This is a genomic window from Halobacterium sp. DL1, from assembly GCA_000230955.3.
In the GTDB taxonomy this organism is placed as follows: domain Archaea; phylum Halobacteriota; class Halobacteria; order Halobacteriales; family Halobacteriaceae; genus Halobacterium.
This window is the reverse complement of the sequence record CP007060.1, coordinates 1,446,879-1,473,321: the sequence shown is the minus strand read 5'-3', so window position 1 is coordinate 1,473,321 and position 26,443 is coordinate 1,446,879. Positions and strand designations below refer to the sequence as shown.

The following is a 26,443-nucleotide window of genomic DNA, read 5'->3' as shown; positions in this document are numbered from 1 at the left end:
GAGTGACTCACGCGGAGTCGTTGAAGCGGTTGTTCGTGGAGTAGGGGGCGTCACCGGGTTCGCCGCGGACGAAGTGGCCCGCAGGGTTCGTCTCACCGTCGCGCTCGCGGCTGAGCAACTCGATGAACCACGCCTCGTGGTCGACCTCCTCGTTGTAGATGCGCTGGGCCATGTCGTAGGTTCGCGGGTCGCAGTCGCGGGTCATGTCACAGACCTCACCCCACGTGCGGATGGCGCACCGCTCGGCCTCCAGCAGCGTCTCGAGGATGTTCGTCGGGGTCGGGTCCTCGGGCAGGTGGGCGTCGGGACACGACGCGCGGTCCGCGAACTCCCGGATGTCCGTCGGGAGCTGGCCGCCGAGTTCGAACACCCGGGGCATCACGAGTTCGAAGTGCGCCCGGTCTTCAAGCCGGGCGTCTTCCGTGATCTCCTTGAGGTCCTCCTCGCCGGCGAGGAAACACCTGAGGTTCGTGTAGTAGTAGTACGTCGTGAACTCCGCGCCGATGGCGTCGACGAGTTTCTCGCGGATCTCCTCGGGGTCGCCGCCGCGCTCGCGGACGGCCTCGACGCCGACGCGTCGCGAGGTGTCTCCGGGCTTGACGCTTCCGCTGGCGTGTTTTTTGTCGTCGGACATACGACAGTATGTTCGGGCACTCCACACTTAGTGTTTACCGCAGTGTAACTCTGCTTCACAGCGCTGGAAATCCGTTTCCGGCGGGGTGAACTACTCCATGCGGAGTGGCATACTTCCAGCAGCCGACTCTAGTGGCCCGTACGTCTCCGCCGCGCCGGCCGAGAACTCGTACGTGCCGTGGAACGGGTCGGGATTGCGGTCCGCGCCGACCACCGTCCGCACGGCGTCCGCGACAGTCTCGTAGTTCTCTCCGACGACGTCCTGGACGAGGACCGGCACCCCGGCCCGGTCGCAGAGTTCGCGGGCCGCGTCACGGCCGACGTACACGCATTCGGTCTGGCGGTCGGCGAACACCAGCGCGAACGGCGCGTCGTCGAACTGAGCATCGAGGAACGCCGTCGCCGCGTCGTCGCCGTGCGCTACGGCACCCACGTTGTCCGCGCGGCGAAGAGCCGACGACGCCGCCGAGCAGAACGGGCAGTCGCCGTCGTAGATCAGCACCCCGTCGTACTCCGGGTCGGTCACGTTAGACAATAGGCTCGCGTCGCCCAAAAATTGTCGGCCACCGGAAGCCGTTAGAGCGCCGAACCCCCACGTAGGCCCGTGGACGACCTCGCCGACTGGCTCCGCAACCGCCACCACTACAGCGGTCAACTGACCCACGAGCGGACGCTCCCCGGGCGCGAAGCCCGGACCGAGGACGTCAAACTCGAACCGCGGCTGGCGTCGGCGCTCGCGGACCGCGGCATCGACCAACTCTACGACCACCAGGCCGAGGCCATCGGGGCCGTGCGAGGCGGCGGCGACGTGGTCGTGGCGACCCCGACGGCCAGCGGGAAGAGCCTCGCGTACACCGTTCCGGCGTTCGAGCGCGCGATGGACCACGGGGGCCGCACTCTCTATATCGGACCCCAGAACGCGCTCGTCGCCGACCAGCGGGAGACGCTCTCGTCGCTCGCGGCGGACCTCGGCTTCGGCAGTCGCGTGCAAGTCGACACCTACACCGGGCGGCTGTCGAAGTCCGAGAAGGAGGCGGTGCGCGACCGCATGCCCACCGTCCTCCTGACGAACCCGGACATGCTCCACTACGCGCTGCTCCCGCACGGCCACCGGCTCTGGGAGTGGTTCTTCTCCGGACTCGAGACTGTCGTCCTCGACGAGGTCCACGAGTACCGCGGCGTCTTCGGCGGCCACGTCTCGCTCGTCATGCGGCGACTCCGGCGCGTCTGCGAGCGGTTCGACGCATCGCCGCAGTTCGTCTGCTGCTCGGCGACCATCGGCAACCCTGTCGAACACGCCGCCCGCGTGACGGGCAAGCCGGAGTCGGGGTTCGCGCTCGTCGACGAGGATACAAGCGAGACGGGGCGGACCCACTGGCTACTCTGGAACCCACCGGAACAAGACGGCGGCGAGGGCCGGCGTCGCTCCTCGCACGTCGAGACGCGCCACCTCATGGCGGACCTCGTGACCCGTGGCCACCAGACCCTCGCGTTCACGCGCTCCCGGCAGGGCGCAGAGCGCAACGCCGCCGCGACGGCCGACGACCTCGGAGAGCGCGGGCACAGCGAACTCGCGGACGCCATCGCGGCGTACCAGGGGTCACTCACGGACGACCGGCGACGCGACCTCGAATCGCGGCTCCACGACGGCGACCTGCGCGGCGTCTGGAGCACGAACGCACTCGAACTCGGCGTCGACGTCGGCGGCCTCGACGCCGTCCTCCTCGACGGCTACCCGGGGACGAAGATGAACACGTTCCAGCGCGCGGGGCGGGCGGGTCGCGGCACGGACGACGCCGCTGTCGTGCTCGTCGCGGGCGAGGACCAGCTAGACCAGTACGTGATGGCCCACCCCGAGGAACTGTTCGACGGAGCGCCGGAGCGGGCAGTCGTCGACCCCGCTAACGAGCACATCCTCGACGACCACCTGCGGTCGGCGGCCCGCGAGAACTGGCTGAAACCCGACGACGACCAGTACTTCCCGCGTTTCGAGGAGCGCGTGGAAGTCCTCGAAGACGAGGGCGAACTGGAGCGACGCAGCACGGAGTACGGCACGCGATGGACGTATTCCGGCGACGGGAGCCCCCAGCACGAGATGAGCCTGCGGACCATCGACGACCGGGAGGTCCGACTGCTCGACGGCTCGAACGACACGCTCGCGACACTCCAGTTCTCGGACGCGATACGTGACGCACACCCGGGCGCCATCTACCACCACCAGGGCCAGCGCTACGAGGTGTCGGACCTCGACCTCGAGCGCTGCGTCGCCCGCCTCCAGCCGACGTGGGCCGACCACTACACGCGCGTCCTGACCGAGAAGACCATCGAGGTCGAGGCGGACCGCGAGGAGCGCTACCCGTTCGCCCACGACGTGCCGGTGCGGTTCGCGGACATCACGCTAACGACGGCTGTCACGGGCTACGAGCGCCGCGACCCGAAGCGCGGCGAGACCATCGACACCCTCTCCCTGAACCTCCCGGAGCAGACACTCGACACGCGAGCGCTCTACTTCACCGTGCCACGAGACGTCGAGGCGGAGCTACGTGCCGGTGGCGACCTCCCGGGCGCCATCCACGCCGCCGAGCACGCGATGATATCGATGTTCCCGACCGAACTGCTCTGCGACCGCGGGGACATCGGCGGCCTCTCGACGCCGCTCCATCCCTGGACCGGCCGCCCGACCATCTTCGTCTACGACGGCTACCCGGGCGGCGTGGGGCTGACGCGCGCCGGCTTCGACAGCGTCGCGGAACTCGCAGAGCGGACGCTGTCGATGCTCCGCTCGTGTGACTGCGAGGACGGCTGTCCGGCGTGCGTCCAGTCTCCCCAGTGCGGAAACGCCAACGACCCGCTCGACAAGGGACTCGCCGTCACGCTGCTCGCCGCGCTCACCGGAGCGTGAACGGCACTTCGGAGGCGTCGAGCGTGCACAACGAGTGGTAGCGCAGGAACGTCACGAGCGGCACGCTCACCGCGCTGATGACGACCAGCGCGACGACGAGGGTGACGGCGACGGCGACCAGCGCGAGACCCGTGAGCGCGCCCGAGAGTACGACGAGACCGGCCGGGATGGCGACGATGGCGCCCGCGAGGCCGAGCAGGAATCCCGCGCCGACGAGCAGCACGACCTTCACGAGCGCGTAGACGGCGAACTGCTCCCAGTCCGTGCGAACCTCGGGCCAGAGGCGCCGCCAGCCCGCCATCACGCCGACGCCGTCGTCCGCCATCAGCGGCACCACGAACGCCGTCGTGAACTCGAGGATGAGGGCGGCGACGAGGGCGGCCGCGACGAGCACCGGGACGGTCACGAGCAGCGCCAGTAGCCAGACGGGGCTTCCGGCGACGACCGCGAGCCCGACGGGGACGACGACGCCGAGCGCGGCGACGAACACGGCGAGCATCGCGACGAGTCGGAAGCCGAACAGACGCAGGCCCGCACCGAGGCGCCGGCGGAACGGGGCGACGATGCGGGGTGACTGGGACCGCACCGCGTCAACGAGCACGAACTCCATCACCGCACCGACGAGCGCGAACAGGAGGGCGAGCGTGACGGCGGCGAGCACGACACCGAGGACGATGGCGGGGAGGTCCGCTGGCGCCAGTTCTGTGGTCGTCTCGACGGCCGCCTGGGGCGGCACCTCCCAGGAGAACGTCGGCGTCTGGGGCGCCGACAACCCCGCGAAGACGGTGATGACGGCGAGACGGACCCACGTCTCAAGGTCGAACGGGAGCAGGAGGGTCTGCGTCTCCGAGAGGGCGTCGTCGAGGGCGCTGACCGCGTACCAGACCATGTGTCAGTGTGAACGGGTGGTGTGATAAACGGCCTGTACCCCGTCTCCAGGCGTGAGACGCGGTGGCGTAGCTGTCCCGTGCTCGCTCCGAAACTGGGGCACCCGGCCGCCAGCGTCCGTCCGCTGCTGCGCTGTCACGATGGGCAAACTGTCAGGGGACGCCCCAATAACTATCGACAACCTACCGCGAGTATCCGGCGCCAACCGGGGCCGCCGCTCGAACGCTGCGCGGCGACGCAACGGCCGCGACCCACGATAGACTTTAGAGCCGTCGCGGTCAACGGAGCGCATGGTCTCAGGTGGCGACGGCCAACAGGACACCGAGGGGGACGTGCTCACCCCCGAGGAACTCGACATCGAGGCCCAGGAGGACGTGGCGAAACTCGACGAGGGGCGCTACGTCATCGGGGCCGACGGCCCGCCGACCAACACCGACGCTGCGGGAGCCGTCGACACGACGGCCGAGCAGGCAGAGTCGGCTCTCGACGAGCAACCCGAACCCGACTCTGGCGCCGAACCGGAACCCGAAACAGAACCGGAACCGGCCGACGTCGACCCGGTCGACCAGATTTCCGGCGGCGACGTCAAGCGGTGGCTCGGGGAGGAGCTGTCGGACCACGACAGCACCTACGCCTACCACGTCTCGGCGAAGTCCGGCAACGACGTCACCCACCAGCAGCTGGCAACGGACGATATCGGATCCGCGTTCGACGGCCTGCTCGTCTGGTACGCCCGGCAGATCGCCGGCGACACGTCCGTCGACGAGGCGCTCGGTATCCTCCTCTCGGAGTCCAGCGTGAACGTCCGGTACCCGACCTCGCGGCTCGTCGCGTACCTCCAAGAGCAGGGCCTCGGCCCGGGAGACACCATTGGAGACCTTGTCTCCGCTGTCTCGGAGGAGGGTGGGATCGAGTTCCCGCGCCGATAGGCCGCGAAACAGTTTTGGTCGTGGTCTCTCGTGGTCCGGGTATGATGAACCTCGAGGAGGCCGACCGTGTGGTCGCGAACGACGCCCACGTCGTGGAGTTCCGCCTGGGCAACGAGGTCTGCGCCATCGACATCGACGCGGTGGACAGCATCGTGGAGTCCAAGCAGGTGACCCGCGTACCGCGTGCCCCCGACGCCGTCGAGGGCGTGATGGACCTCCGGGGGGAGACGACGGCTATCGTCGACCCGCGGGAGTTCCTCGCCATCGAGGGCGACCTCGCCTCGGACAACATCCTCGTTCTCGACCGGGCCGACGACAAGCAGAAGATCGGACTCCGCGTCGCCGAAGTGACCGAGGTCTCGGGCTACGCCGAGGCCCAGATCGACACCGGTGAGCGGGTGGCCCGCATCGGCACCTCCGCGGTCGAGGCGGAACTCGTGAAGGGCGTCATCCGGAAGGGCGTCGTCGAGGACGAGGAGGACGAGGAGGCGGGCGAGGTGGAGCTCGTGCTGTGGCTCGACATCGACCGGCTCATCGCCGTGGTGTCGGACGACGAGAACGAGGACAATCAGCGCTGATAATCGGTGACGAGGCTTTATTAGACCCTTCTCCCAAAGGTGGAATCATGGCGAAGCAGGTCCTACTTGTGGACGACTCGGAGTTTATGCGGAACCTACTCCGCGAGATTCTCGAGGAGGAGTTCGAGATCGCGGACGAGGCCGAGAACGGGGTCGAAGCGGTGGAGATGTACAAGGAGTACGACCCCGACCTCGTGATGATGGACATCGTGATGCCCATCCGTGACGGCATCGAGGCGACCGCCGAGATCAAGCAGTTCGACGGCGGCGCCCACGTCATCATGTGCACGAGCATCGGCCAGGAGGAGAAGATGAAGAAGGCCGTCAAGGCCGGCGCCGACGGCTACATCACCAAGCCGTTCCAGAAACCCAGCGTGATGGACGCCATCTCCGACGTGCTCACGGCATGACGCGAGCGCTGGTGGTCGACGACTCCCACTTCATGCGGACGGTCATCAGCGACATCCTGGAGGACGGGGGTATCGACGTCGTGGACACGGCCGCGAACGGCAAGCAGGCCGTCAAGAAGGTCGAGGCCACGGAGCCCGACGTGGTGACGATGGACGTGGAGATGCCGAAGATGAACGGCATTGAGGCCGTCGAGGCCGTCATGTCGCGGGCGCCGACACCAATCCTGATGCTGTCTGCGCTGACCACGGAGGACGCCGACGCGACGCTCGAAGCGATGGAGCGTGGCGCGGTCGACACGTTCGCCAAGCCCGGCGGTACCATCTCGACGGAGCTCTCGGGCCACAGCGAGGAACTCGTCGCCACCGTCGAGCGCGTCGCGGCGGCCGACCCGACGGCCGGCCACGACGTGGAACAGTCGGAGCCAGCCGATCCGGCGGGTGCTACCGAGTACGTCGACCACCCGACGTTGCTCGTCGGCGCGTCGACCGGTGGCCCGAACGTGGTCGAGTCGATTCTCGGCTCGCTACCGCGGGAGGCTGACTTCCGCGTGCTGGTCGTCCAGCACATGCCCGCCCAGTTCACGTCGCGGTTCGCGAACCGCCTCGACGACACCAGCGAGTACGACATCCGGGAGGCCGAGGATGGCACTCGCATCAGTGGCGGCGAGGGGCTGGTCGCGCGCGGTGACTACCACATGCGGGTGTCGGGCTACTCGAACGGCCGCCTGCGCGTCCGCCTCGACCAGAGCGAGCGCCAGCACAGCGTCCGGCCGGCCATCGACGTGACGATGGAGACGGCCGCCGAGCGCGTCACCGACCCGCTCGTCGCGGTGGTGCTCACCGGAATGGGGACGGACGGCGCCGACGGCGTCTGCGCGGTCAAGGAGGCCGGCGGCCACACGTTCGCACAGGACGAGGAGACTAGCGCGGTGTTCGGCATCCCGCAGCGCGCCATCGAGACTGGCTGCGTGGACGCGGTGCGACCGGCGGACAGGCTGACCGAAGCGATCGCGGATTCGATACGGAGGAGCTCCTGATGGACGACTATCTCGAAGCATTCGTTCGCGAGGGCGAAGAGCACGTGACCAACCTGAACAACGCGTTGCTGGAACTCGAGTCCGACCCCGGCAACGAGGAGGCGATGGACGCCATCTTCCGGACCGCCCACACGCTGAAGGGCAACTTCGGCGCGATGGGGTTCGAGAGCGCCAGCGACCTGGCTCACGCCGTCGAGGACCTCCTCGACGAGATGCGCCAGGGCGACCTCGAAGTCACCTCCGACCGCATGGACCGGGTGTTCGAGGGCGTCGACGACATCGAGGCCTGCCTCGACGACATCGAGGCCCACGGCGAGGTCCAGCGGGACGTCTCCGGAACTGCCGAATCCGTCCGCGCGGTCCTCGACGAGGCAGCGGCGGCAGCCGAAGCCGGCGACGCCCCCGAGAACACTGTCGGGACGGAGTTCGACCTGGGTTCCATCGTCGACGAGGAGACGCTCGAGGAGGTGGACGGCGGCATCTTCCACGTCCACGTGGACATGTCCGACTCCGAGATGAAGGGTGTCGACGGCATGTTCGTCATGGAGGCCGCCACCGAGGCGTTCGACCTCCTCGGTGCGTCCCCGGAACCGGCCGCAATCAACGACGGCGAGTTCGAGGGTGGCTTCGACCTCGTCGTCGCCACGGAGATGTCCGACGTGACGGAGACCCTCCAGTCGTTCCCGAAACTGACGGACGCGACCGTCTCGGAACTCACCGGCGACCTCGGTGCAGCCAGCGACCTGGACGACGCGACCGGAGACGATACGACGGGTGACAACGCAACCGAGGAAGCAACTGACGTGGCTGACGATAGTGACGATTCGGCGACCGACGCCAGTGACGCCGACGAGGAGTCGGCGGTGCAGTCGACCGACACCGAGATTCAGTCCGTGCGCGTGGACGTCGACCAGCTCGACGAACTCCACGGGCTCGTCGAACAGCTCGTCACGACGCGCATCAAACTCCGGCGCGGCGTCGAGGACAGCGACCGCGCGGTGCTGGACGAACTCGACGAACTCGACAAGATCACGTCGAGCCTCCAGGACACCGTGATGGACATGCGCCTCGTCCCGATGAAGAAGATCGTCGGGAAGTTCCCGCGACTCGTCCGCGACCTCGCACGAGAGCAGGACAAGGACATCGACTTCGTGGTCGAGGGCGACGACGTGGAACTCGACCGCACCATCCTCACGGAGATCAGCGACCCACTGATGCATCTGCTGCGCAACGCCGTCGACCACGGCATCGAGCCGCCCGCGGTCCGCGAGGAGAACGGAAAAGACCCCGAAGGCACCATCACGCTGTCGGCGGAACGCGACCGCGACCGCGTGCTCATCGAAGTGAAAGACGACGGCGGCGGCATCGACCGCGACCGCGTCCGCGAGAAGGCCGTCGAGAAGGGTATCAAAACCCGCGAAGAGGTCGACGCGATGCCCGACGAGGAGGTCGAGGACCTCGTCTTCCACCCCGGGTTCTCCACGAACGAGGAGGTCACGGACGTCTCCGGCCGCGGGGTCGGAATGGACGTCGTCCGGGACACGGTCACGCGTCTCGACGGCTCCGTCTCGGTGAGCAGTGTCCCCGGCGAGGGGACGACGTTCACGATGACGCTACCCGTGACCGTCGCCATCGTGAAGGTGCTGTTCGTGGAGAGTGGCGGCGAGGAGTACGGCATCCCGATCAAGACCGTCGACGAGATCTCGCGGATGAAGCCCGTGAAGTCCGTCGACGGCGAGGAGGTCATCACCTACGACGAGACGGTGTACCCCCTCGTACGACTCGGCTCCGCGCTGGAGGTACCCGGCGAGACGAGGAACGGCGACGGGATGCTCGTTCGCATCCGAGACACCGAGCGGCAGGTCGCCATCCACTGCGACGACGTGCGGGGCCAGGAGGAGGTCGTCGTCAAGCCGTTCGAGGGCATCCTCTCGGGAATCCCCGGGCTCTCCGGGGCAGCGGTGCTGGGCGAGGGCGACGTGGTGACGATTCTGGACGTTGGGACTCTCTGAACTATGAGCACGATGATCGATATTCGGCGGTTACAGACGGTGAACGAACTGGCACGGGCGGGTGCGACCACGGTGGCCGACAACATGAGCCAGTTGACCGGGGTCGAGACGGAGATGCAGATCACGAAGATCAACGTCATCGACGTCGGGGACCTGGGCGCACACCTGGGGGCGGACAAACAGGTGGGCGTCAACGTCCCCCTCAAGGAACAGCCCTACGGCTCCGTGCTCGTGCTGTTCGACGACGAGAGCGCGCGCCGCGTCGCCGGCACGATGATGGGCGGCATCGAGAGCGACGGCGGCACCTACAGCGACATGGAGCGCTCGGCCATCCGCGAGGTCGGCAACATCATGACCAGCGGTTTCATCGACGGCTGGGCGAACGTCCTCGGTCGGACCATCGACATCTCTACCCCGCAGCTCATTCGGGCGTCGGGCCACGAAATCGCCGCCCACTGCGTCGACCCGGGCGAACACGAGATCGCGATGGTGTTCGACGCCACGCTCCACGCGCCCGACGCCGACGTCGAGGCGAAGATCTACTCCTTCCCGGACATCGAGGCGTTCGTCTCGATGATCAACGACATCTGAGATGCGGGTGGACCTCGGAGCCGTCGCCTCGTTCAGCCGGACCGGTGACGAAGGTGGCGAACGCGCCGCCGAGTCACTGGAGACGCTGACGGGCATCACAGCTCACTGCGTACTCACGCGCACCGCGCTCGTCGACGCCGGCGAGTTGTCGACGTTCCTCGGCGAATCCCCGTTCCGCTTCACCGTGGGGTTCGACGGCGCGCTCTCGGGACGGGCGGTACTGTCCTTCGACGACGCGTTCGCAGCGGGGGTCGCGGAGGAACTCAGCACTGGCGAAGCTGCGCTCCCCGAGGTGTCGAACATCCTCACCAGCGGGTTCGTGGACGTGTGGGCCGAGGGGGCCGACACTACCATCGATATCGAACCGCCCCTGGAAGTCACCGACGAGGACCGGATGGTGCAGGACGCAGCGGTGGTCGACGACTGCGCGTTCGTCTTCGAGAGCCAGGTCTCGCTGTCGGGGTCTGAGGGTCGCTGTCGGTTCGCAGTGGTGCCGGACGTCGAGTCGTTCGCGGATTACCTCGCGGCCGACGACGCAGCGCTCTCCGTCGAGGGACTGTCGGCGTACCTGCGCCTGACCACCGAGAGCGCGGCGGCCGTCGAATCCCACCTCGCGGCGATGACGGGGGTCGACGCCGACACCGTCGAGTCCCACATCGACTTCGTTCCGGTAGAGCGCGTCCCGTCGCTGCTCGACGACGCTGCCTACGAGGGCGCGGTGTTCGAGAGCGAGGGCCCGGTCGACAGCGTCATCGCCATCCTGTTCGAGGAGGGCGAATCCGGCGCCGTCGCGGACACGATGCTCGACGAGTCGGACCCGGACCCGGCACTCGCGGAGAGCGCCGTCGCGGAACTCGGCAACGTCACCGCCAGCGGCTTCATCGACCGGTGGGCGAACGCGCTGGAGACGACCATCGACGTCTCCACACCGTCGCACGTGCACGACGACGGCCGGGCCGTCCTCGACACCGTGGCCGCGGCCTACGGACAGCACGCGGACGCCATCGCCGTCGTGAACACGACGGTCGCACTGGGAGACGGCCTGACCTGTCGGGTCTGTGCGTTCCCGAGCCCCGAGGACGCAGACACCGTCGGGCAGATTGCCGAACAGCTCACCGACACAGCTGGTGAGAGCGCGTGACTGTCCGAGTCGGCGTGGCCGACTGGCGCGTCGCGACGAACGGGTCAACGCTCGTCACCAGCGGTCTCGGCTCCTGTGTCGCGGTCGCGGTCTACGACCCCGAGGCGGGGGTCGGCGGACTGCTCCACGCGATGCTCCCGGCGGCTCCCGACCCGGTGGACAAGCCCTCGAAGTACGTCGATTCCGGCCTCGAAGAGATGGTCGACGCGATGGCCGGACGGGGCGCCTCTCCGGGGAACCTCGCGGCCAAACTCGTCGGGGGGAGCTCGATGCTGGACATCTCCGTCGGTGAGGCAGTCGGCCAGCGCAACGTCGACGCCGCCAACCGCGCGCTCGACGCCGCAAACGTCCAGTTACTCGCCGCGGAGACGGGTGGCAACGACGGCCGGTCGGTGTCCTTTTGTCCCGCCAGCGGCGACGTCACCATCAACCGTGTCGACTCCGAGGTGGAAGTGATTTGACCGACTTCGAGGACCTGCTGGCGTTCATCGAACGGGAGACGGAGTTCGCCACCAGCTACTACGACGACGCCTACCTCGACCGGCGCATCTCTGCCCGTATGCGCCGGCGGGACACCGAGAGCTACGACGACTACCTGGAGATGTTGCGCACTGACGACCACGACGAGCGCGCGGAACTGCTGGACACGCTCAGCGTCAACGTGACCCAGTTCTTCCGCGACCGGAAGGTGTGGGCCGCGCTCCGCGACGTCCTCCTCGAATCCACCGACGGGACGCTCTCCATCTGGAGCGCTGCCTGCGCCGACGGCCGCGAGCCCTACTCCATCGCGATGCTCGCCCTCGACGCCGGACTAGAGCCCCAGAACGTCCGCATCCTGGCGACGGACATCGACGAGGACGCCCTCGACCGCGCCAGACAGGGTCGCTACGAGAGCACGCGGACCGCGGACATCGAGGACCAGTTGAGCTTCCTCGACCACCCGATGGAGTACGTCGAGCGCGAGGGCGAACGCGGGTTCGTCGTCGCCGACCACGTGAAGGACCTGGTCCGCTTCGAGCGCCACGACCTCATCACCGACGACCCGAAGTCCGGTTTCGACCTCGTGGCCTGCCGGAACGTCTGCATCTACATCGACAAGCAGTACAAGCTACCGATCCTCGACACCGTCAGCCAGTCACTCGACGAGGGCGGCCACCTCGTCCTCGGGCAGACGGAGACCCTCCCAGGCGAGGTCAAAGAGCGCTTCGAGGCTGCGGACCCACGCATCCGAATCTACCGCCGACTCTCCGACGTAGAGTAACGCTTATTCGGTCCCCGCGACGATTCGGTTTCGAGACTGGGGGAGCATGTCGGAATCAGCAATCGCAGACTTCGTGACGTCGTTCATCCCGGATACGGCCACGCACGCCGAACCCGTTCGCGGCCGCGTCGTGATGAGCAAACGCCGCATCGTCCTCGCAACCGAGGACGCTAGCGTGACCATCCCCCTCGCTGGCGTCTTCGACGTCCAGCACGACACCGCGCCTCGCGACCTCGCGGAGTTCTTCGAAGACACCGTCACCGTGGCTTACGAACGCGGCGGTGAGAAACACGTCGCTGTCATCGAGGGCGCCGGCGACACCGTCGACAAGTTCGTCACGCTCGTCTTCAAGGGCCTGCTCAACGGCTCCGCTGTCTACGCGAAACACCCGGCACGTCGCGGTGGCCGCGTCACCGAACGGTCCTTCGAGTCGGGGGAGCTGTTCCTCTCGCCCGGGACTGTCGGGCTCCGTGGCAATGTCGGCGCCAGCATCGACCTCTCGACGGTCACGCACTTCGAGCGTGTCGAACGGAACGTCAACGGCTCCAGCAGACAGCTACTCTCCGTCCGCCACATGGGTGGAACCGGCACCGTAACGACGGAACTCGCGCTCGACTCCGGCCGGAAAATGAACCTTCTCGGTCGGTTCATCCGCCTGCGGTACACGCACCTCAAGCAGGAACTGAAAGACATCAGCCTCACCACCGACGAGGTGGAAGCGCTGGTCGCTATCTACTCCAGCGGGCCGGAGGCCAGCCTCGCGGCCGTTCTCGGCATCGACGCCAGTCGGGTGACGATGCTCCTCAACAGCCTCGTCGATGAGGGCCTCGTCGAGGACAGCGACGGCGTGACGCTCACGAAACTCGGGCGCGCCGCCGTCAGCGAACACATCGAAGACGTGAACTTCTGAGACGTCGACGGACGGGCGACTGCAGAACGGTGACCGCTACTCCTCGTTGATCGCTTCGCTCGCGATGTTCCGGCCGCGGGTCTTCATCGAAACCTCCCGTCGCTTGCGCACCTCCTCGAGGACGTCCACCTCGATGAGGCGCTCGAAGATGCTCTCCACCTCGTCGACGTCCATCCCCAGGAAGTCCGGAATCTCGAACGAGGAGACGCCGGAGTACAGCGCCATCAGCACGCGTTTCTCCGTCTCCGACAGGTCGACGGACCCCTGACTCTTCCGGGCCTCCTTGCTCAGCAGCGACTCCAGAATCGAACAGGTGTGGGAGTCACTGGAGAAGTACGTCTGCACGCTCGCGTCGTCGACGGTGTGTTCGACCTTCAACACTGGACTCTTCTCGCCCTTGACGTCCAGAGAAGCCGCCTCCGCCGAGCCAACGTCGTGGAGTTCGACCGAAACGAACGAACCGCTCGACATCGCGACGCTCAACTGGTCGGCTTCTACCTTGATTCGCGCGCGCTCGAAGGATTCGTCCTGCACGACGCCACCCTTCACCGCAGGGTGCTTGACGAGCATCTCCGTCTGGTCGAGGAGCGCGCCGTACAGTTTTCCCTCGAAATCCTCGGTGTTCTCCCCCATCGAGAGCAACAGCACGCTCTCGTCGTTCATCTGGATGCTCACGTAGTCACTAACCTGTGCGACTGTCTGGTTCACGTCGTACCGACCGCTCAGGCTGGCGACCCCCGACAGTGGGAGGTTGCGCTTGCCGTCGTTACCCGCCAGCACGATGCGCTTGTTCGACAGCAGGATGCGGCCGTTGGTCCACGCCGCGTCCTTCAATCTGCGGCCATCCTTGACAGCCTGCAGGAACTTGCCCGCTCCGTCGGCGATCTTGTATTCGGACTCGCTCATTCCTCACCTGCGAGCGTGGCTGTGCGTGCCGCGGTCACGCCGATTTCGCGCCGACGCGACGCCTCCGTACTCATGTCGGACGACACTATTCAGGTGGCGTATTTAATGCTTTGCGTGCGATTCTCGCGTCTGAAATCGCCGTCCGGCGACGAGTCCGGTTTCCGAGAACGGTCAGGAGTGGCCGCCCAGTTTCGATATCGCCGAGAACGCCCGGCGTCGAACCTCGTCGCTCTCTGTCTCCTCGACGAGTTTCTCGAGGCGCTGCCGCGACCGGTCGCCGCCCACCTTCCCGAGAGCGAACGCCGCCATCGCGACGGCGTCGCCGCCGTACTCGTCGGTCTCGACGACCTCCAGGAGCGACGTCTCCACGGACCGGCCGCCGATCTCCGACAGCCCGGTTGCAGCGAACTGCGATATCAGGTCGTCGTCCTCACCGAGCACGTCCCGGAGTGCCTCGATAGCCTCGATCTTCGTCGACTGGCTGCCCGCGACCCGACCCAGCATCCACGTCGCGTTCCGCCGCTGGTGGGTCTGCGTCCCCTCCTCGATGATCTCGATCAGCGACGCGACGATGCTCGGGTCGCTGCGCTCGGCCATCCGGTCGACGATGGTCTCGCGGAGCTCGTGACTCTGGTCCGGTGGCACGTTCGAGAGGATCTCGATTAGCGAGAAGACGGCCGCACGTCTGACAAGGTCACTTTGATCCCCGAGCCGTTCGACTAGTGCGTCCACGGGTTCGGCGTTCTCGAACTGGCCGAGCGAACTCACCGCCGTCCGTCGCATCGCCTCGCTCTCGTCGTCGACCACCGTCAGTAGGCCACCGAGTGCGTCCTTCGACGTGAGCCGACCGAGTGACTCCGCGGCCTCCCGACGCACTTTCAGCGGCTGGTCGTGGAGGCAGTCGACCAGAACGTTCGTGACGGCTGGCTCGCCGACACGGCCGAGCGACCGCGCGATTCGCGACCGTACCTCTGGATGCGGTTCGGACTGCAGGCGCTTTGCGAGCGGTCGGGCAGAATCCTCCACCCCGAGGAGACCGAGAACGTTCGCCGCCGCCATGCGAAGCTCCGTAGAATCCGACGTGAGGTTCTCCACGAATGCTTCGGCCTGCGCCCACGTCGCGCCGGAGTCCGGCACCTTCTGGCCGAGCCCCTTCATCAGGGCATCCACGGCCTCCTGCTGGGTGAGTGCGTCGATGGCCTCCGCGCGCACTGTCTCGTCGTCGTCGCTCATCGCGCCCACGAGCGCGTCGATACCTTCCGACTCGGGGTCGTCGAGGTTCCCCAGAATCTCGGCCGCTCGACGTCGGACCGTCGGTTTCTCGCTTTCCCGGAGTAGCTCCACTAGCTTCTCGACGTCGCCGGAGCGCTCCAGTCCGTACAGCGATGGCACACCTACCGATTGTAGTGCCACTACAAAATCGTGACGTTCAGACGGCGATACGACAGAAAAGGTGGAGCCGCTACAGCTTGACGGCCTGCTTGCCCTGCAGGGACTCCGGCGCGGAAATCCAGTACGGAGTCGTCGAACCGTACTGGGTCGTGATTTCAATCTGAGCGGTCTCTCCCTCAGCGAGACCAGTGATGTTGTTACCGTTCGCGCCCCAGTCGGTGGAGCCAGGGTTCCGGATAGCCGTCGCATTCAATACGAGCTTGATGCGCGTCTCTTGGCTATCGAGGACGTCCTCGCTCTCACCGTTCACAGTCACGGTCGCGAAGTGTGTGGCGTTCGTCCCCGAAGCACTCTTCGGACCGTTAGTGAGCGTTTCGGCGTTGTCCGGGCCAATCCACTGGACGGTGGCCTCCGAGAGGTTGATGTTGTCCGCGCCGGACGCACGCATCACCGTCACGTTCACGTACTGGATCGTCTCGTTCGTGACCGAGTCGTCGTCGTTGACCGTGTTGACATTCCCCGTCGCGGAGATGACGGTCACGCGGTTCGATACCTGTGCACTCGCTTCTTCACCGGTGGCTTCGCTTTTCGTCTGCAGGAAGCCAGCGGTGTTGATGAGGACGCCCGCGGCGATTGCGGCGACCAGGACCATCGCGATGAACACGATGAGCGTCCCGATCCCCACCTGACCACGCTCTTCCTCGTCTGTGATGAACTCGAACATCGTTACAGTTTCACGACGTTCTTCCCCTGTAGCGATTCGGGCACGCTGACCCAATACTCGGTCTGCGAACCGAACTGCGTTGTGATCGTCAGCTGGGCCTGCTGGCCGCCACCGAGACCTCCACCAACCGCCGTGGAATTGATGACGATGTTAATCCGGCTATCCTGAGTTGTCAGGACCGGATTGTTGTCACCTTTCACGTCTACCGTGTCGAACTGCGTAGCGTTTGCGGAGTCACCATGCGTCAGGGTTGTAGCCGTAGCTGGACCAATCCACTGGACGGTGGCCTCCGAGAGGTTGATGTTCTCGGCGCCCGCCGCACGCATGACCGTCACGTTCACAAAGTCGATATCTTGATTATCCGTGACGTTACCGGCCGCCGAAACGACGGTGACGCGATTCGATACCTGCGCGGTTGCTTCCTCACCGGTTGCTTCACTTTTCGTCTGCAGGAAACCGGCGGTGTTGATGAGGACGCCCGCGGCGATTGCGGCGACCAGGACCATCGCGATGAACACGATGAGCGTCCCGATCCCCACCTGACCACGCTCTTCCTCGTCTGTGATGAACTCGAACATTGTTTTGTGGTTCGCCCCCACCCGAACGGGTCTGCTTGGGGCTTAGTCCGAAAATTCCGACAACTGTACTAAAGTCTATGGGCGTGGTTATCATCGCTGAAAAACCCCGTTAGTAGCCAGCAAAAGAGCTAAGAGAGAGTGTAAACCCGACTACGTATGGCAGCAAGCATCGACCTCGAGGGACTCCGCCACCGGTTGAAGCTGCTCAGGGATAGCGGTGAGACGAGACTCCTAGAGAACAGGGACGACGTCGACTGTCCAGTCTGCGAGGAACCGTTCGACGAGGTACTGGCAACTACCGAGCGGACGAAAACGCTCTCCCCCGACCACTCCCTCCAGTTCTGTCTCCTTCGGGAGGCTGAGCGATTAGTTGTCTTCACGCACGCGTGAGTAGGGTTCCGCTACCCGATTCTAAGCACTGGTAATCGAGGGGGAAATCTTTTATAGCTACTTTGCCCGCTTTAGCCACGAATGCTGGGTGCCCTTCGGAAACTGCTCGGGCGAGGGTCCGAGCGGACGGCGACTGACGGCGGTACAGACGCCGGCCAGTTCTCCTTCGGTGAGCACGACAAACACGGGGCCGCTGTCCGAAAGCGGTACGAGCTGGACACCGCCAAGCTCGACCCGTCGCTCCCCCCGGAGGCGGCCGACCACCTCGACGATATCCTCGAAGAGAACTCGCCTGGCCCGGGAGCCTACGTCCCTGCCTACGAGTCAGCGGGCGTCGGCGCTTCGGGGTTCGTCTCCGCTCACGAGGTGTCGGTCGATGCCGTCGTGGACGCCGTCTTCGACCGGCTCCACAGAGAGGGGCTCGACGAGGAGTCGCTCAACCGGGCGGAGGGCGAACTCCGGGCAGGGATGACCGCAGTCGTCCGGGATGCCGCCACTGGTGTCGCAGAGTTCGGCGACGCCGGGATCGAAGACGAAGACGAACTGAACGTCGAGGACGACGAACTACTCGACGGTATCGGGATGCCGGTGTTCATGCTTGACGTCGACGGGGAAGTCGTGGCGTGGAACAACGCTCTCGAGGAGTTAACGGGTTGTTCGGCGGACGAAGCGGTCGGCACGAAAGGTGCCTGTGACGCCATCTACGCAGACGGGAGTCGGTCGATGACGCTGGCCGAGCAGGTGCTGGAAGCACCCAACAGCGCCGAGGTCGAGTTCGACGTGTCGCGCGCCGACCGGGAGTACGTCCTCTACGAGGACTCGGGGACCATGGTGACGCGAGCGGGCCACGAGCACGAGATCGAGTTCAGTGCTCGACCGATATTCGACCGCGGGGAACTAATCGCCGTGGTCCAGACCGTCAACGACCGTACTGAAGATGTCGCGCGTGCGAACGCGACGGAGGACCTCGTGACTGAGCTGCGCTCGACGATGCAGGAACTGCAGGACGGTCACCTGGAGTCCCGGGCGTCGTTCGAGCAGGATGGACACATCGACGACCGGCTGGTGCAGGTCGTCGACGACCTGAACTCTATGGCCGACCAGTTCGAGCGCCTCGTCGGGCAAGTCGACGGGAAGACCCAGGAACTGGCGTCCTCCATCCAGGAGGCGACGACCGAGGCGAACGAGATCGCGTCGGTCGTCACCGATCAGAACGAGATGCTCTCGGACGCGGCCAGCGAGATGCAGAACTTCTCGGCGAGCATGCAAGAGGTCGCGGCGTCCTCGGACCAGGTTGCCGCGGCCGCGGAGCAGGCACAGACCGCCGCCGAAAGTGGTCTCGACGCGAGCAAGGGCGCGAGCACGGCGACGAACGAGGTCATCGACATCAGCGACGACCTGGTGGACAGCGTCTCCGAACTCGAGGAGAAGATGGACGAGATCGAGGACGTCGTGGAGGTCATCGCGGAGGTGGCCGACCAGACGAACCTGCTGGCCCTCAACGCCAACATCGAGGCGGCGCGCGCGGGCGAAGCAGGTAGTGGCTTCGAGGTCGTCGCAGACGAGGTGAAGGAGCTCGCCAACGAGACGCGTTCGCACACGGAGCGAATCGCGGGGAGCATTGAGGAGGTCCAGCAGCAGGCCAACGAGACGGTGGTCGCCGTCGAGGAGTCCCACCAGCAGATTCACCGCGCGGGCGACGAGATAGACGACGCACTGACGGCGCTCGAAGAGATCGCCGAAGCCGTCGACGAGGCTGCGACCGGTATCACGGAGGTCGCTCGGGCGAACGACGAGCAGGCCTCGACGGTCGAGGACGTCATCGTCACCATCGAGGAGGTCCAGGACCAGGCCGAGGGCGCCGCGGACGCGTCCGAACGAATCGTCAGCGCCACGCAGGAGCAGTCGCGCGCAGTTCGCGAACTGAACGAGCGCGTCGACCAGCTCACTAACACGGAGGAGAACACCAAATGACGCTCAACCCACGCGAGTACGACCCGGAGGAACTACGCACCGCCGCCCAGCAGGGTGACGACGAGAACATCCGCGAGCTGAAGCGACGGCTCGCCGAACAGGAACAGGAGACCGACGAGTCCGTCCGGTCGGGACAGCTGAAGCAGCTCCTGTTCATGCAGTCGAGTGCGAGCGAGGACCGACTCGAACGCCCGTACCTGCAGACCATGCCGGGGAAGTACGCCGCCGAGATTACACTCTTCGAGTGGCTCGAGTTCCTCCTCGAGCGGGGCGGCGTCAAGCGTTCGCTGCAGGCCCTCGACTACTACGAGAACATCGGCTGGGTCGGCGAGGAAGCGAGCGAGAAACTGCGCAACCACGTCCGGGGCTTCGCGGGACCGGCGGACGAGGAAGCCCACGCGGACCTCGGAATGGCCGACCACGTGCTGAGCCTCGTCTTCATCGCCCGTCTAGCCTCGATGGAGTAGCGGTCGTACTCGCTGTATAAGCGCCCCCTATCCGATTCATCGAATTGAGAACTGGGGGAGAACATTAATTACGCGGGACTCTCGTGTATTATCCCGATGAAGTTTATCCACCTCACCCCGACTGCCCTCATTCTCCTGCAGTTCGGGGCGCTGGCCGTCGGTATGGCCAGTTGGCTCGATGACGACGAGGGGTCGGGGGACTCCGAGGGTGACGAGGAGTTCGGAATGGACGACGATTTCGACGACGAGTTCGGGTCGTTCGACGATATGGACGACGACGGCGGTGGAGGTGGGGGAATGCAGGACTCCTCTGTCAACGAACTCGAACACCGCATCGAGGAACTCGAGACCGAGGTGTCGAACGTCGCGTCGAAGGCGAACACCGTCCGTAGCGAGAACGAACAGATCTCCGAGAGCGTCGAGGACGTCGAGGAGAACGTCCGCAAACTCCTCGAGATCTACGAGATGGTGACTCGCGGCGTCAACCCGTTCGTCGACGACGTGAATCCGGACGCGATGGGCGGCGGCGGTGACGCTGCCGGACAGAGTTTCGGCCTGTTCGACGAGGAGGAAGCGGAAGAGACGGCCGACGACGACCTCGACTCGGACATCGCGGACGCGGACGCGGACGACTTCTTCGAGGACGACGCCTTAGACGACGGGATGGAGGATCTCGAGGACGACGAGGAGATGGACGAGTTCGGGAAGTTCGAGGACGAGGCGGAACTGGACGAGGAGACTGGTGACATGGACGGGTTCGACGACTTCGAAGCCGACGAAGAAGAGGGCGAAGCAGACGACGGCGGCAGCGGTGACGGGACGTCCTTCGACGAACTCAAGGAGGAGTACGAGTCCGGAGACGCCGACTGGGCCGAGGGCGAAGCGCCCGACGACGAGGGTATCGAGGCCGACGAGAAGCCCGACCTCGGGTTCGACGACTCCGACCTCGAAGCGGAGGCAGGTGCCGAGGACGACGCCGAAGAGGATGGGTTCGAGTTCGGAGAGACAGAGGCGGACACGGGTCCGAACGAAGCGAGTGAGGAGGCCCCGGCGCTTGGTCTGCGGACGCGCGGCGAGGGGCCACACCTCGTCGATCCACCGAAGGGCTACCTCGGGGACGTGATCTGTCTCGAGTGGCTGGACTACTTGCTCACCGACTTCGGCCCGAAGAACACGGTGCGCACGCTGAACTACTACGAGCGGATCGGCTGGATCGGCGAGCCGGTCCGGGACCAGCTGTTCGACTACCTGGAGGGGCTCACGGACTCGGACTACCTCTACCGAGAGGAGTTCGGGACGACGGAACTGACGATGGACGACCACCTGAAGAGCCTGGACTACATCGAGGAGCTGGCCAGCGACGACATCGAGCGTGCCATCGTCGACCGCTGTGAGGACCTCCACAGGAATGGGATTCAGCGTTAGTGGCTCGGCGGCGATCCTGTTCATCGCCGCTTTCGTCAGCGTCGGAATCCTCTACTCGGCGGCCTACAACGGCTACGAACGGGTGCAGGACGCCGACGCCGGTCACGGGGAGCGCGTCCTCGAGCAACGTAACACCGAGGTAAACGTCACGAACACAACGTACAACTCCACTGACGACATACTGACGGTGAACGTGACCAACGAGGGTGCTACATCGTTGTCGGTGAACGAGACCGACCTGCTCGTCGACGGCGAGTTCTACAGCCGCGACAGCTACGAGAACTGGACCGTCGACGGTCAGTCGAACACGACGCTGTGGCTCCCGGGAGAGACGTACAGTATCGAGGTGAACTTGAGTGCTGAACCCTCTCGCGTGAAGGTCGTGACGTCGACCGGGGTCACTGCGACGGGGGTGGTCTGAGTGGCCAGCGTGTCCTCGTCGACGCTCATCATATTCATCGCGAGCATCCTGGTAGCGGCGTCCGTCGCGGGCACGATGACGAACGGCGTCCAGCGGCTCAGCGACGCTCTCGGCGACAGGAGCGTGGACGTGAGCAAGGAGATTCAGACAGACGTCGAGATCATCAGCGACGCAGGGAGCCCGGACTCGATCTACGACGACGGCAGCAACAACCTGACGGTGCTACTGAAAAACACGGGGTCGAACAGCCTGGGGGCCGACCCGGACATCGTGGAGTTCATCGTCGACGGCCAGTACCAGACCGGACTGACGGTCGAGGTCGTCGACGGAACTAGCTGGACCCCGGGTAATGTCGCTCGCGTGAACGCGACGGGCGTCGACTTGGAAAGCGGCGACCACCGCATCGTGGTCATCGTGCACGGTGACGAGGAGGTGTTGGAGTTCAGAACTACATGAGCACGAGAAATCTCTACTCCCTCGGCCTGGACGCGCACGACCGACTGAACAACGAGCTGGGCGGTGGGATTCCCGGCGGCAGCATCGTCCTCATCGAGGGCGACTACGGCGCGGGGAAGTCCGCCATGAGCCAGCGGTTCACGCACGGCTTCTGCGAGGAGGACCACTCCGTGACGCTGGTCTCGACGGAGCTGACGGTTCGCGGTTTCATCGACCAGATGCACTCGCTGAGCTACGACGTCGAGGAGCACCTCCTGAACGAGGACCTGCTGTTCTTCCACGCCGACGTGGACACTGGACAGAGCGCGCTCCGGACGACCGACATGGACGAGGACGACGAGGGGAACCGGAAACAGCTACTGAAGCGGCTGATGGAGGCGGAGAAGATGTGGCAGGCCGACACCGTCATCATCGACACGTTCGACGCCATCCTCCGGAACGACCCGCAGTTCGAGGCGCTCGTCCGTCAGAACGACGAGCGGCAGGCGGCCCTCGAGATCATCTCGTTCTTCAGGGACGTCGTCTCGCAGGGGAAGGTCATCGTTTTGACGGTGGACCCGAGTACGGTGGACGAGGAAGCAATCGGGCCGTTCCGCTCGATTGCCGACGTCTACCTCGAGTTACAGATGGTAGAGGTCGGCAACGACGTCCGCCGTTCGATCGCCGTACGCCGGTTCGCCGGCATGGGCGAGCAGGTCGGTGACACGATCGGGTACTCGGTTCGGTCCGGGACCGGTATCGTCATCGAGAGTCGCAGTGTGGCGTAGGAAATCACCATGGCAGACCACGGGAGTAGACAGATCGGGCACGAACTCCGGGAGACCGCGAGTCGTTACACCCATCTGCGCGAGTACCTCCAGCGGTTCAAGCAGTTCACGGGCGAGTTCCCGGAGCTCATCGACGAACCGGACGACGACTGGGAGGCCGACAAGCCGAACGTGCTCTACCCCGTGGGCGGCCCCATCTACTGCCACGTCTACGGCGACCTGGGGAAGGACACGAAGTACTACACCATCGAACCGGAGCTCTCCGGGCCCGAGGCCGCGGTGTTCGCCAACGTCCAGGAACGCATCCTAGAGAAGTCCGTCCAGAAGCCCGCTCCGGAGGCGGAGGCTGAGTACGACGACCGCATCGAGGAACTCCTGGAAGAGACGGTTCGCATCAACGACGAGGACGAGATGGGAGTCTTCCACCGCGTCCGCCAGCTCCCGAACAACCTCGGCTCGCTGGTGCGGAACTTCGACTCCTCGTCGGTCGCGGACACGATGGTCAGCGACGAGCGCGGGCAGATGTCGATGGACTCCGGCGACCTCTCCACACAGCAGGTGAAGGCGGGGGCCCGCCGGGTCGCGTCGGCGCCGACCAGCTTCGCGAACCAGTTCCGTGCTGCAGTGCCGGTGATGCGAGAGGCTCTCGAGGAGGCGTTCGGGTTCGGGCGCATCCCCGTCGACCAGACGACCTACGAGAACATCCGCTACCAGCTGAACCGGGACATCGTCGGACTCGGACCGCTCGAACCGGTGATGCGCGACCCGTACAACGAGGACGTTCACGTCATCGGGCCCAGCGGCTGCTACGTCGACCACGGCACCTACGGGATGCTCGAGACCACCGTGGACTTCGGCACCCCCGAGGAGTTCGACAGCTGGCTGCGGAACATCGGCGAACGCATGGGTGACCCGGTGTCGGACTCCGACCCGATCGTGGACTCGACGCTCCCGGACGGCTCCCGTATCAACATCATCTACAGCGACGACGTCTCGCTGAAGGGGCCGTCGCTCACCATCCGCCAGGGCGACGACGTGCCGCTGTCAGTCGGCCAGATTACGAAGTGGGGGACGCTGTCGCCGGAACTGGCTGCCTACCTCTGGCTCTGCCTTGAGAACGAGCAGACGGTGTTCGTCGTCGGGGAGACGGCGTCCGGGAAGACGACGACACTGAACTCCATCATGTCGTTCATCCCGCGGGACTCGAAGATTTACACCGCGGAGGACACCGCGGAGGTCATCCCGCCCCACGAGACGTGGCAGCAACTGCTCACCCGCGAGGGGCAAGGGGAGAACTCCGCAGACGTGGACATGTTCGACCTGGTCGCGGCGGCGCTCCGTTCCCGCCCCGACTACATCGTCGTCGGTGAGGTGCGTGGCGCCGAGGGTCGCATGGCGTTCCAGGCAGCCCAGACCGGTCACCCCGTGATGCTGACGTTCCACGCCAGCGACATTGTCTCGATGATTCAGCGGTTCACCGGTGAACCAATCAACGTCCCGGAGACGTTCATGGACAACGCCGACGTGGCGCTGTTCCAGAACCGCGTCAAACAGGGCGACGACGTCCTGCGCCGTGTCACCTCGGTGCAGGAGATCGAGGGGTACTCCAAGGAGATGGGCGGGGTCGTCACCCGGCAGGCGTTCTACTGGGACCCCGTCGAGGACGAGATCGTCTTCCAGGGCCGGAACAACTCCTACGTACTCGAAGAGCAGATTGCGACCCTGTTGGGCTACGCCGACACCCGCGAAATCTACGACGAGATGGACTTCCGCGCGGAGATCATCGAGCGCATCATCCAGGAGGACCTGATCGGCTACCACGACTTCAACGACACCATCGCGGCGTTCCAGCGGGACGGGGTCGAGGGGCTACCGTTCACCATCTCGCGCGGGTTCTAACATGTCCACCGAGGAAGTCGAAGCGACAGGCACGCTGGAGAATCTGGAGCTCGGGGACATCGTGGACTCGGTGCTGGAGTCCTACCGGCAGATGCCGATGCCGACGTTCCAGTACGTGCTGTTCATCGTCGCGCCGGGAGTGCTGTTCTTCATCTTCTCGGTCGTCTCGGTGGTGGTCTTCGACCTGCCGATATTCCTCACGCTGCCGATACCGATGCTCGGCCTGCTCGGCCTGGTGGCGGCGGTGCTCTACCCGAAGATCCGACTCGACCAGCGCCGGACGCGCATGGAGAATCGCTTCCACCTGTTCGTCACTCACATGACGGTGCTGTCGACGACGAACATCGACCGGGTGGAGGTGTTCCGCCGCATCGGTGCCGAGGAAGAGTACGGACCGCTCGCAGAGGAGGCCCGCCGCATCGTCCAGCTCATCGACGCCTGGAACCAGAGCCTCGACGACGCCTGCCGGATGCGCGCGAACAAGGTTCCCAGCGACCTGCTGGCCGACTTCCTCGACCGGCTCGCGTACACGATCAACTCCGGGGAGAGCCTGGAGTCGTACCTGACCACCGAGCAGGATGCCATCATTCGGAACTACGTGACAGCCTACGAGGGGCAACTGGAGAACCTCCAGGTGATGAAGGACCTCTACCTGTCCATGGTGCTGTCCGTGACGTTCGCGCTCGTGTTCGCAACCGTCCTGCCCATCCTCTCCGGGACGAACCCGACCATGACGGTGTCCGCCGTCGTCGTGCTCTACTCGTTCATCCAGATCGGCTTCCTTTACGCCATCTACACGGTCGCGCCGAGCGACCCGCTGTGGTACTTCCCGGAGAACCGGACGACGTGGACGGAGTGGAAGCTCCGGGGCGCGACGGCGGTCGGCGGGTTGCTCTCCGTGGCGGCCGTCGTCGGCGTGATGGCGGTCCTGTTCAGGTGGACGAGCGTCGACCCCCGGTCGGTCCCGCTCCCGCTGTACGCCGCGGTGCCGACGACGCCGCTGCTCATCCCCGGCATCCTCGCGCACTTCGAGGAGGAGCGCGTGAAGGACCGCGACGACTCGTTCACGAGTTTCATCCGCGGACTGGGGGCCAGCGAGACGGCCCGCCAGACCACGACCACTCGGGTTCTGGAGACGCTGCGCGACAAGAACTTCGGCGCGCTCTCGGGGCTGGTCGACGACCTCTACAAGCGGTTGAACCTCCGCCTCGACGCCTCCCTGGCGTGGCGGCACTTCACTGCGGACGCTCACTCCTACCTCATCCAGAAGTTCAGCGAGATGTACCTCATCGGGCGCCAGATGGGCGGGGAGCCCAAAAACCTGGGAGAGCTCATCTCGCGGAACATGAGCGAGGTGCTGCAGTTGCGCCAGCGCCGCTCGCAGTCCGTCTCGACGATGATCGGCGTCCTCTACGGTATCACCGCAGCCGCGACGTTCGCGTTCTTCATCGGCCTCGGCATCGTCGACGTCATCTCGGGACTCGGACTTGACTTCTCGAACCCCGCGTTCAACGTCGGCAGCATCATCAACACCGAGGTGTACGACATCCAGCTGATCGAGTACCTGCTGGTGGTGACCATCCTGGTCAACGCGGTGCTCTCCTCGCTGATGATCCGGGTCATCGACGGCGGCCACAAGGTCAACGCCTACGTCCACTTCGTCGCGATGACGTGGATTTCGGCCGTCATCGCGGCGCTGACCCTGGAGCTAGTCGGGTCGCTGCTGGCGGTCTGACGACGGAGCCACACTTA

At 65.5% G+C, this 26,443-nt stretch carries 27 protein-coding genes; 20 read left to right on the top strand and 7 right to left on the bottom strand.

Features of this window, described 5'->3' with window-relative positions:
• Positions 1 to 7 precede the first annotated feature (7 nt).
• Positions 8 to 634, bottom strand: a complete 627-nt coding sequence (locus tag HALDL1_09205) for a DNA polymerase (GenBank protein AHG03760.1) — start codon at positions 632 to 634, stop codon at positions 8 to 10.
• Between the two features lie 90 nt (positions 635 to 724).
• On the bottom strand, positions 725 to 1,159 hold the full coding sequence (locus tag HALDL1_09200) for a hypothetical protein (protein AHG03759.1): 435 nt from the start codon (positions 1,157 to 1,159) through the stop codon (positions 725 to 727).
• A gap of 78 nt (positions 1,160 to 1,237) precedes the next feature.
• Here HALDL1_09200 and HALDL1_09195 point away from each other — a divergent pair, with 78 nt between their 5' ends.
• Positions 1,238 to 3,535, top strand: coding sequence for an ATP-dependent helicase (locus HALDL1_09195; GenBank protein ID AHG03758.1), 2,298 nt, complete (start codon positions 1,238 to 1,240; stop codon positions 3,533 to 3,535).
• Here HALDL1_09195 and HALDL1_09190 read toward each other — a convergent pair.
• A complete protein-coding gene (locus tag HALDL1_09190) occupies positions 3,522 to 4,424 on the bottom strand; it encodes a hypothetical protein (protein AHG03757.1) in 903 nt (300 codons plus the stop codon). The genes HALDL1_09195 and HALDL1_09190 overlap by 14 nt on opposite strands.
• Positions 4,425 to 4,713: 289 nt before the next feature.
• Here HALDL1_09190 and HALDL1_09185 point away from each other — a divergent pair, with 289 nt between their 5' ends.
• From HALDL1_09185 to HALDL1_09140, 10 genes are read left to right on the top strand one after another with little or no spacing between them, the layout of a single operon-like run.
• Complete coding sequence (locus tag HALDL1_09185; protein ID AHG03756.1) at positions 4,714 to 5,352, top strand: hypothetical protein; 639 nt, start codon at positions 4,714 to 4,716, stop codon at positions 5,350 to 5,352.
• Between the two features lie 44 nt (positions 5,353 to 5,396).
• Positions 5,397 to 5,930, top strand: coding sequence for a chemotaxis protein (locus HALDL1_09180; protein ID AHG03755.1), 534 nt, complete (start codon positions 5,397 to 5,399; stop codon positions 5,928 to 5,930).
• Positions 5,931 to 5,977: 47 nt separating this feature from the next.
• A complete protein-coding gene (locus HALDL1_09175; protein ID AHG03754.1) occupies positions 5,978 to 6,340 on the top strand; it encodes a chemotaxis protein CheY in 363 nt (120 codons plus the stop codon).
• Complete coding sequence (locus HALDL1_09170) at positions 6,337 to 7,377, top strand: chemotaxis protein (protein ID AHG03753.1); 1,041 nt, start codon at positions 6,337 to 6,339, stop codon at positions 7,375 to 7,377. Before HALDL1_09175 ends, HALDL1_09170 begins: the two co-directional genes overlap by 4 nt.
• Positions 7,377 to 9,389 carry a chemotaxis protein CheA gene (locus HALDL1_09165; protein ID AHG03752.1) on the top strand — a complete coding sequence of 671 codons (2,013 nt, stop codon included), beginning with the start codon at positions 7,377 to 7,379 and terminating at the stop codon, positions 9,387 to 9,389. Before HALDL1_09170 ends, HALDL1_09165 begins: the two co-directional genes overlap by 1 nt.
• Positions 9,390 to 9,392: 3 nt before the next feature.
• A complete protein-coding gene (locus tag HALDL1_09160; GenBank protein AHG03751.1) occupies positions 9,393 to 9,980 on the top strand; it encodes a chemotaxis protein in 588 nt (195 codons plus the stop codon).
• A gap of 1 nt (position 9,981) precedes the next feature.
• On the top strand, positions 9,982 to 11,121 hold the full coding sequence (locus HALDL1_09155; GenBank protein AHG03750.1) for a chemotaxis protein CheC: 1,140 nt from the start codon (positions 9,982 to 9,984) through the stop codon (positions 11,119 to 11,121).
• The gene (locus HALDL1_09150) at positions 11,118 to 11,582 is read left to right on the top strand and encodes a chemotaxis protein CheD (protein AHG03749.1); all 465 of its coding nucleotides are present in this window, start codon (positions 11,118 to 11,120) and stop codon (positions 11,580 to 11,582) included. The genes HALDL1_09155 and HALDL1_09150 overlap by 4 nt, the downstream gene beginning before the upstream one ends.
• Positions 11,579 to 12,382 (top strand): chemotaxis protein CheR, encoded by an 804-nt coding sequence (locus tag HALDL1_09145; GenBank protein ID AHG03748.1) that lies wholly within the window; start codon positions 11,579 to 11,581, stop codon positions 12,380 to 12,382. The genes HALDL1_09150 and HALDL1_09145 overlap by 4 nt, the downstream gene beginning before the upstream one ends.
• A 46-nt stretch (positions 12,383 to 12,428) precedes the next feature.
• A complete protein-coding gene (locus HALDL1_09140) occupies positions 12,429 to 13,292 on the top strand; it encodes a hypothetical protein (GenBank protein ID AHG03747.1) in 864 nt (287 codons plus the stop codon).
• A gap of 36 nt (positions 13,293 to 13,328) precedes the next feature.
• Here HALDL1_09140 and HALDL1_09135 read toward each other — a convergent pair whose 3' ends face one another.
• The 4 genes from HALDL1_09135 to HALDL1_09120 all read right to left on the bottom strand — a co-directional run bounded on the left by HALDL1_09135 (position 13,329) and on the right by HALDL1_09120 (position 16,892).
• On the bottom strand, positions 13,329 to 14,198 hold the full coding sequence (locus tag HALDL1_09135; protein ID AHG03746.1) for a hypothetical protein: 870 nt from the start codon (positions 14,196 to 14,198) through the stop codon (positions 13,329 to 13,331).
• Positions 14,199 to 14,369: 171 nt separating this feature from the next.
• Positions 14,370 to 15,590 (bottom strand): phycocyanin alpha phycocyanobilin lyase, encoded by a 1,221-nt coding sequence (locus HALDL1_09130; GenBank protein ID AHG03745.1) that lies wholly within the window; start codon positions 15,588 to 15,590, stop codon positions 14,370 to 14,372.
• Between the two features lie 70 nt (positions 15,591 to 15,660).
• Positions 15,661 to 16,314 carry a flagellin gene (locus tag HALDL1_09125; GenBank protein ID AHG03744.1) on the bottom strand — a complete coding sequence of 218 codons (654 nt, stop codon included), beginning with the start codon at positions 16,312 to 16,314 and terminating at the stop codon, positions 15,661 to 15,663.
• Between the two features lie 2 nt (positions 16,315 to 16,316).
• A complete protein-coding gene (locus HALDL1_09120) occupies positions 16,317 to 16,892 on the bottom strand; it encodes a flagellin (protein AHG03743.1) in 576 nt (191 codons plus the stop codon).
• A 156-nt stretch (positions 16,893 to 17,048) separates the two neighbouring features.
• Between HALDL1_09120 and HALDL1_09115 the strand changes: the two genes are divergently transcribed.
• The 9 genes from HALDL1_09115 to HALDL1_09075 all read left to right on the top strand — a co-directional run bounded on the left by HALDL1_09115 (position 17,049) and on the right by HALDL1_09075 (position 26,426).
• Entirely contained in the window at positions 17,049 to 17,282 is a 234-nt protein-coding gene (locus tag HALDL1_09115; GenBank protein ID AHG03742.1) for a hypothetical protein, read from the top strand.
• An 81-nt stretch (positions 17,283 to 17,363) separates the two neighbouring features.
• A complete protein-coding gene (locus tag HALDL1_09110; protein AHG03741.1) occupies positions 17,364 to 19,256 on the top strand; it encodes a chemotaxis protein in 1,893 nt (630 codons plus the stop codon).
• The gene (locus tag HALDL1_09105; protein ID AHG03740.1) at positions 19,253 to 19,723 is read left to right on the top strand and encodes a flagella E; all 471 of its coding nucleotides are present in this window, start codon (positions 19,253 to 19,255) and stop codon (positions 19,721 to 19,723) included. The genes HALDL1_09110 and HALDL1_09105 overlap by 4 nt, the downstream gene beginning before the upstream one ends.
• 96 nt (positions 19,724 to 19,819) lie before the next feature.
• A complete protein-coding gene (locus HALDL1_09100) occupies positions 19,820 to 21,148 on the top strand; it encodes a fla cluster protein flaCE (protein AHG03739.1) in 1,329 nt (442 codons plus the stop codon).
• Complete coding sequence (locus HALDL1_09095) at positions 21,132 to 21,569, top strand: fla cluster protein flaF (protein AHG03738.1); 438 nt, start codon at positions 21,132 to 21,134, stop codon at positions 21,567 to 21,569. Before HALDL1_09100 ends, HALDL1_09095 begins: the two co-directional genes overlap by 17 nt.
• Entirely contained in the window at positions 21,570 to 22,025 is a 456-nt protein-coding gene (locus tag HALDL1_09090) for a flagellar protein G (GenBank protein AHG03737.1), read from the top strand. It abuts the gene before it with no gap.
• Positions 22,022 to 22,792, top strand: coding sequence for an ATPase (locus HALDL1_09085; GenBank protein ID AHG03736.1), 771 nt, complete (start codon positions 22,022 to 22,024; stop codon positions 22,790 to 22,792). Before HALDL1_09090 ends, HALDL1_09085 begins: the two co-directional genes overlap by 4 nt.
• A 9-nt stretch (positions 22,793 to 22,801) precedes the next feature.
• Positions 22,802 to 24,691 carry a hypothetical protein gene (locus HALDL1_09080; GenBank protein ID AHG03735.1) on the top strand — a complete coding sequence of 630 codons (1,890 nt, stop codon included), beginning with the start codon at positions 22,802 to 22,804 and terminating at the stop codon, positions 24,689 to 24,691.
• Between the two features lies 1 nt (position 24,692).
• On the top strand, positions 24,693 to 26,426 hold the full coding sequence (locus tag HALDL1_09075; protein ID AHG03734.1) for a flagellar assembly protein J: 1,734 nt from the start codon (positions 24,693 to 24,695) through the stop codon (positions 26,424 to 26,426).
• Positions 26,427 to 26,443: the final 17 nt, after the last annotated feature.

What these genes read in the sequence shown, in the direction of transcription:
- HALDL1_09205 (AHG03760.1), bottom strand. Translation starts at nt 634, where the DNA reads ATGTCCGACGACAAAAAACACGCCAGCGGAAGCGTCAAGCCCGGAGAC.
- HALDL1_09190 (AHG03757.1), bottom strand. Translation starts at nt 4,424, where the DNA reads ATGGTCTGGTACGCGGTCAGCGCCCTCGACGACGCCCTCTCGGAGACG.
- HALDL1_09185 (AHG03756.1), top strand. Translation starts at nt 4,714, where the DNA reads ATGGTCTCAGGTGGCGACGGCCAACAGGACACCGAGGGGGACGTGCTC.
- HALDL1_09180 (AHG03755.1), top strand. Translation starts at nt 5,397, where the DNA reads ATGAACCTCGAGGAGGCCGACCGTGTGGTCGCGAACGACGCCCACGTC.
- HALDL1_09175 (AHG03754.1), top strand. Translation starts at nt 5,978, where the DNA reads ATGGCGAAGCAGGTCCTACTTGTGGACGACTCGGAGTTTATGCGGAAC.
- HALDL1_09170 (AHG03753.1), top strand. Translation starts at nt 6,337, where the DNA reads ATGACGCGAGCGCTGGTGGTCGACGACTCCCACTTCATGCGGACGGTC.
- HALDL1_09165 (AHG03752.1), top strand. Translation starts at nt 7,377, where the DNA reads ATGGACGACTATCTCGAAGCATTCGTTCGCGAGGGCGAAGAGCACGTG.
- HALDL1_09160 (AHG03751.1), top strand. Translation starts at nt 9,393, where the DNA reads ATGAGCACGATGATCGATATTCGGCGGTTACAGACGGTGAACGAACTG.
- HALDL1_09155 (AHG03750.1), top strand. Translation starts at nt 9,982, where the DNA reads ATGCGGGTGGACCTCGGAGCCGTCGCCTCGTTCAGCCGGACCGGTGAC.
- HALDL1_09140 (AHG03747.1), top strand. Translation starts at nt 12,429, where the DNA reads ATGTCGGAATCAGCAATCGCAGACTTCGTGACGTCGTTCATCCCGGAT.
- HALDL1_09135 (AHG03746.1), bottom strand. Translation starts at nt 14,198, where the DNA reads ATGAGCGAGTCCGAATACAAGATCGCCGACGGAGCGGGCAAGTTCCTG.
- HALDL1_09125 (AHG03744.1), bottom strand. Translation starts at nt 16,314, where the DNA reads ATGTTCGAGTTCATCACAGACGAGGAAGAGCGTGGTCAGGTGGGGATC.
- HALDL1_09120 (AHG03743.1), bottom strand. Translation starts at nt 16,892, where the DNA reads ATGTTCGAGTTCATCACAGACGAGGAAGAGCGTGGTCAGGTGGGGATC.
- HALDL1_09115 (AHG03742.1), top strand. Translation starts at nt 17,049, where the DNA reads ATGGCAGCAAGCATCGACCTCGAGGGACTCCGCCACCGGTTGAAGCTG.
- HALDL1_09110 (AHG03741.1), top strand. Translation starts at nt 17,364, where the DNA reads ATGCTGGGTGCCCTTCGGAAACTGCTCGGGCGAGGGTCCGAGCGGACG.
- HALDL1_09105 (AHG03740.1), top strand. Translation starts at nt 19,253, where the DNA reads ATGACGCTCAACCCACGCGAGTACGACCCGGAGGAACTACGCACCGCC.
- HALDL1_09100 (AHG03739.1), top strand. Translation starts at nt 19,820, where the DNA reads ATGAAGTTTATCCACCTCACCCCGACTGCCCTCATTCTCCTGCAGTTC.
- HALDL1_09095 (AHG03738.1), top strand. Translation starts at nt 21,132, where the DNA reads ATGGGATTCAGCGTTAGTGGCTCGGCGGCGATCCTGTTCATCGCCGCT.
- HALDL1_09085 (AHG03736.1), top strand. Translation starts at nt 22,022, where the DNA reads ATGAGCACGAGAAATCTCTACTCCCTCGGCCTGGACGCGCACGACCGA.
- HALDL1_09080 (AHG03735.1), top strand. Translation starts at nt 22,802, where the DNA reads ATGGCAGACCACGGGAGTAGACAGATCGGGCACGAACTCCGGGAGACC.
- HALDL1_09075 (AHG03734.1), top strand. Translation starts at nt 24,693, where the DNA reads ATGTCCACCGAGGAAGTCGAAGCGACAGGCACGCTGGAGAATCTGGAG.